Here is a 4,610-nt window from a genome sequence, read left to right on the forward strand (position 1 = left end):
GGGCTGGCTCAACTCCCTCCTCACCCAATCGACCCCACCCGACAAGATCATCGTGATCGACGACGGCTCCACCGACCGCACCGGCGAGGTGGCCGCGGCCCACGACGTGACGGTCCTCCGCCCGCCCCGTAACCTCGGCAGCAAGGCCAAGGCCCAGAACTACGCCCTGCCCCACTGCGACACCGACCTGATCCTGGCCGTGGACGCCGACACCGTCCTCGCCCCCGACTACATCGAGCGCATCAAGCCCACCTTCGCCGACCCCGAGGTGGGCGTGGCCGCCGGCAACGTACAGACCCGCTTCACCCGCACCCCCTGGGAGCGCGGCAGATCCACCGAATACCTCTTCGGCTTCCACTGGCACCGCCCGATCCAGCAGCTGGCCAACAGCCCCATGGTCTGCTCGGGCTGCTGCTCGGTGTTCAGGCGGACGGCTCTCACCGCGTTCGGCGGCTTCCCCGAGCGCACGATCGTCGAGGACATGGACTTCACCTGGAGCCAGCAGCTCGAAGGCCGCAAGGCGGTCTACGTGTCCGACGCCATGGCCTGGGCCGCCGACCCCGAAACCCTCACTTACCTGCGCCGGCAGGTGTGGCGCTGGATGGCGGGCTTCATGCAGAACGTCCGGCTCCACCTGCCGCGGCTCCTGACCCGCAAGCCGATGCTGGCCACCTGGGTCATCCTGGCCCTCCTGGAGATCCTCATGGCACCGCTGTGGTGGGCAGCCCCGGTGCTCCTCACGTTCACCGCGCACGAGCCGGTGGCCCGGTCGCTGGCGTGGTGGGCGGGAGGCGAGCTGTTCCTCACCGTCCCCGCCCTCGTCTACGCCGCCAGACGCCGCCGCCTGCCGATCGGCCGCGTGCTGCGCAACCTCCCGTACGTCTACCTGAACAAGACGGTCAACCTCTACTACGCCTGGAAAGCCCTGGTGGTCGAGCTGATCATGGTCCCCCTGCGCCTTTCGAACGGCCTCCTCATCTACGAGAAGGGCCGCTGACCCACCCCCCGACGCGACCGTCCAACCAGGCCGACCCACCCCGACCGCCCTGACCACCACGCGCCGGACAGCCCTAACCGCTCACGCGCTGGCGCAACAGGCAGAACTCGTTGCCCTCCGGGTCGGCCAGCACATGCCAGGACTCCTCGCCCATCTGTCCGATGTCGACCTGCCGAGCCCCGATGCCCAGCAAGCGCTCAAGCTCGGCGTCCTGATCACGATCGGTCGAATTCACGTCGATGTGCAGCGGAAGCTTGCCCAGCTTCGGGTTCTCCGTCGGATTGAAGGCGATGGTCGGCTGCAACCCGCCGAACCCCGCCTCTGGACCTATCTGAACGCTCCCCCTGACCCGATCGAGCACCACGTAACCGAGCACCTCGCACCAGAACTCCGCAAGACGCTCAGGCTCCCGACTGTCGAGCACCAACTCAGTGATACGGCATGCCATGTGATCGTTTGTACCCTGGCGCGGTCACCCCAGGCCTCCCGACCACGCCTCCACCAACACCAACCCCTCGGGCCCAGAGGACAGGCGGGCCTAGAGAACAGGTGGGTCGAAGTCGAAGTCCAGCCGGTTCCCCTGACGGGACACCAGCACATCCGGGTGGTTGGGCCCGAGCACCCGGTCATACCGCTCCAGCACGTCCTCCCGCAGCGCCGTGGCCTCCTCCTCGGCCCCCGTCGCCACCAGGTCGATCACCAGGTTCGCCGCCGCGGCCAGGGTGACCGGGTGGTCGTCACCGAACAGGGCCCGCAGGTCGGCCAGCGTCCGCTCACCCATTTCCCGCGCCTCGTGCACCAGCCCCACGCTCGACAGGTCGCTCGCGAGGTTGATGGCACAGGTCAAGGAGAAGAAGTGCTTACGAGTGAGCCGCCGGTCGAACCCGGCCAGCGCCGCCTCGTCGATCTCCCGCGCCCGCTCCTCGTTCCCGCTCACCCGCAGCAGCAGCGCGAAGTTGCTGTCACAGCCGTACTTGAAAGGATGATCATCGCCGTACATGAGCGCGAACCGCTCCACGATGTCCCGCAGCAGCCGCAGCGAGTCCTCCACGTGGTCGGCCGCCCGCTGCGCGTTGGCCAGGCAGAGCGCGGCGGCCAGCGTGTCGGGGTGGTCCAGGCTGGTGCTGCGCTTCTGCAGCTCGAAGGTGCGCTCGGCGATCTCCAGCGCCTCGTCGATGATGCCGGCCCGGCGCTTGGCGATCGACAGGTCCTTGGAGCTGCGCAGGGTCCACGGGTGGTCCTGGCCCAGCTCCTGGACGCCGAGGTCGTAGGCGTCCTGGCCGAGGTCGCACGCCTCCCGGTAGCGGCCTCGGAGCCGGACGACGCGGGCCAGGTTGTTCATCGAGGACAGCACGTTGGCCCGGCTCGCCTTGGAGCCGGCCTGCCGCTGCAGCTTGAGCACCCGCGCGTGCAGGGTCTGCGCCGTCTCGTACTCGCCGAGCAGCAGGTGGTCGAGCGCGAGGTTGTTCATGGCGCGCAACGTGCGGCGGTGGGCGGGGCCGAAGACGGTCTCGTGCTGGCCGAGGGAGTCCTGGTCGTGCTTGAGCGCCTCCGCGAAGTCGCCACGGAAGCGCAGGTCGGCCCCGTGGCTGTTGGTGAGCAGCAGGGTCTCCTCGTCGGCGTCGCCGAGCACCCGCCGCATCCGTTCCATCAGGGCCTTGTTGCTGTTGAAGGACTCCTCGATGGCCCCCAGCTCGCGGATGATGATGGCGTAGTGGCGCTGGGAGGCCAGCACGAAGCGGTCGTCCTCGCCGCTGTCGGCCCGCCACGCGTCGGCGAAGTCCTGCACCAGCTCCTGGGCGGACACGAAGTCGCCGGAGGTGTAGAGGTAACGCACGATGTTGAGTGCGAACTTGCGGACGTTGGGATCGCGGCTGGCCTTGACCTCGGCCGGGGTGATGTGGCCGAGCAGGTTGTTGTAGCGGGGCCATGCCGTGATGTCGTCCGGCTCGTAGTCGGCGACCGCGGCGGTCAGCAGCAGGTGCACCTCGCGCTGGAAGGACTCGGCGTCCGTCTTGTCGAGCTCGTCACGCAGCAGCGCCTGCACCAGCCGGTGCACCGTGACCGTCCGGGCCTCGGAGTCCATGCGGACGAGGGCGTAGCGGCCCAGCTCGCGGATGACCTGGCTGAGCTTGATCGGGTCGGACAGCAGCCCGGCGATCTTCGACCCGGCCGCGTACGTCTCGGGCAGCTCGTCCAGCAGGTCGCGAGGGATCGGCTCGGGGCCGAAGAACGCGAAGCAGCGCAGCAGCTCGACGGCCTCCGGCATCCTGGCCTTGAGCTGCGACACCGAGGTGGCCCACGCGGCCGTCATGGACAGCGGATAGTCGGTGGGCTTGTTGGCGCCGAGCAGGCGGGTCGTCTGCTCCTTCAGCAGCCGCAGATATTCCTTGACCGACATGCCGGACTCAGCCTGGAGGGCTCCCGCCTGCTCCAGCGCCAGCGGCAGGTCCCCCAGCGCCTCGGCCAGCCGATCGGCCTGCTCCGCGTCGATCCCGTCGCCGACGCGCCTGCGCAGGAACTCGATGCTCTCCGACCGCTCGAAGACATCGACGGGCAGGGTGTCCACCACTCCCTGCCAGCTGTGGTTGCGCGAGGTGATCAGGACATGCCCGGGGCCGCGCGGGATGGTGTCGTTGATCTCCAGGTTCTCGGCGTTGTCGAAGATCAGCAACCAGTTCTTGTACGGCTCGCCGCGCCGCAGCGCGTCCAGGGCGGCCTCCGCCGCGTCCTCCACGCTCTGCGGGCCCACGCGGAGATGCATCTCGCGAGCCAGCCCCGCCAGCGACGACTTCACCAGCATCGGCTGCGCCGATGGCACCCACCACACCAGTTCGTACGCATGTCTGAAGCGGTGTGCGTATTCGATGGCGAGTTGCGACTTGCCCACCCCGCCGAGCCCTTGCAGGGCGTGTGGCGCGGGTTGAGACTGGTCCTGTGCTTGCGGCAGGACGGCGGTGACCTTGGATTGAAGTCCCGTTCGGAGCTTCTCGATAAGGTCGTCCCGGCCAGTGAAGTTTTTGTTTCTTTGGGGGATTTTGCCCCATACAGAGGGAGCATGGCCAGATTCGTGGTGCGAGTGCGAAGTAGTCACGATGTCGCCTCGAGTCGGCCGGTCTTCACAGCAGCTGACACAAGCATAGACATCATATTCAGCACAGAGATAGATAGGATCCGCATGCTAGATCATTTATCAGGGAGAGCGATGAACGAGGAAGCTGTGTTGGAGTATGGTGATGGACTCATTGACGTCACCGGGATCAGCCTGAGTGCGCTGGAAGGCCTCGAAAGCTCCAGGCTGGACGTGGCCGTGCGCCGTCTCGTCGACGAGGCGAACGCGAACGTGGCACCTGTGGCGAAATTCCAGTCCGCCGTCTGAGCCGCATATGTGAACACCCGCCAGGTCAGCGCGTCATGGACGCTCACCACCTGACCTGCGGGCCGCACCCGCCACGACGCCAGCCTTCGTTTCCACCACTTTGCGGCATTTGCTCCCCGTACACGCCATAATTTCGCGCCACCCGCTCGCCCCGCCCGCTCGCCTCACCTCACCTCACCTCACCTCACCTCGCCGCGCCCAAGCCCCTGTCCCTTATACACATCTTACCCTGCC

4 protein-coding genes are annotated in these 4,610 nt (G+C 67.4%); 2 read left to right on the forward strand and 2 right to left on the reverse strand.

The window, feature by feature from the left end; genetic code table 11:
* Nucleotides 1–997, forward strand: a 997-nt coding sequence (locus ETD85_RS60340) for a glycosyltransferase family 2 protein (protein ID WP_138698776.1), incomplete at its 5' end; no start/stop codon positions are given.
* 73 nt (nucleotides 998–1,070) lie between these two features.
* On the opposite strand, the gene ETD85_RS60345 is transcribed toward ETD85_RS60340, so the two are convergent.
* Both ETD85_RS60345 and fxsT read right to left on the reverse strand, forming a co-directional pair.
* Nucleotides 1,071–1,445 carry a VOC family protein gene (locus ETD85_RS60345; RefSeq protein ID WP_138698777.1) on the reverse strand — a complete coding sequence of 125 codons (375 nt, stop codon included), beginning with the start codon at nucleotides 1,443–1,445 and terminating at the stop codon, nucleotides 1,071–1,073.
* Nucleotides 1,446–1,535: 90 nt separating this feature from the next.
* Nucleotides 1,536–4,091 (reverse strand): FxSxx-COOH system tetratricopeptide repeat protein, encoded by a 2,556-nt coding sequence (gene fxsT, locus ETD85_RS60350; protein ID WP_240780143.1) that lies wholly within the window; start codon nucleotides 4,089–4,091, stop codon nucleotides 1,536–1,538.
* A 111-nt stretch (nucleotides 4,092–4,202) separates the two neighbouring features.
* Here fxsT and fxsA point away from each other — a divergent pair, with 111 nt between their 5' ends.
* Nucleotides 4,203–4,376: an FxSxx-COOH cyclophane-containing RiPP peptide gene (gene fxsA / locus ETD85_RS60355; protein ID WP_138698779.1), complete on the forward strand. Its 174-nt coding sequence runs from the start codon at nucleotides 4,203–4,205 to the stop codon at nucleotides 4,374–4,376.
* Nucleotides 4,377–4,610: the final 234 nt, after the last annotated feature.

Source organism: Nonomuraea zeae (assembly GCF_005889725.1).
Taxonomy (GTDB): Bacteria; Actinomycetota; Actinomycetes; order Streptosporangiales; family Streptosporangiaceae; genus Nonomuraea; species Nonomuraea zeae.

Bases quoted from the DNA above. Each gene is read 5' to 3' on its own strand.
- ETD85_RS60345 (WP_138698777.1), bottom strand. From the start codon at position 1,445: ATGGCATGCCGTATCACTGAGTTGGTGCTCGACAGTCGGGAGCCTGAG.
- fxsA (WP_138698779.1), top strand. From the start codon at position 4,203: ATGAACGAGGAAGCTGTGTTGGAGTATGGTGATGGACTCATTGACGTC.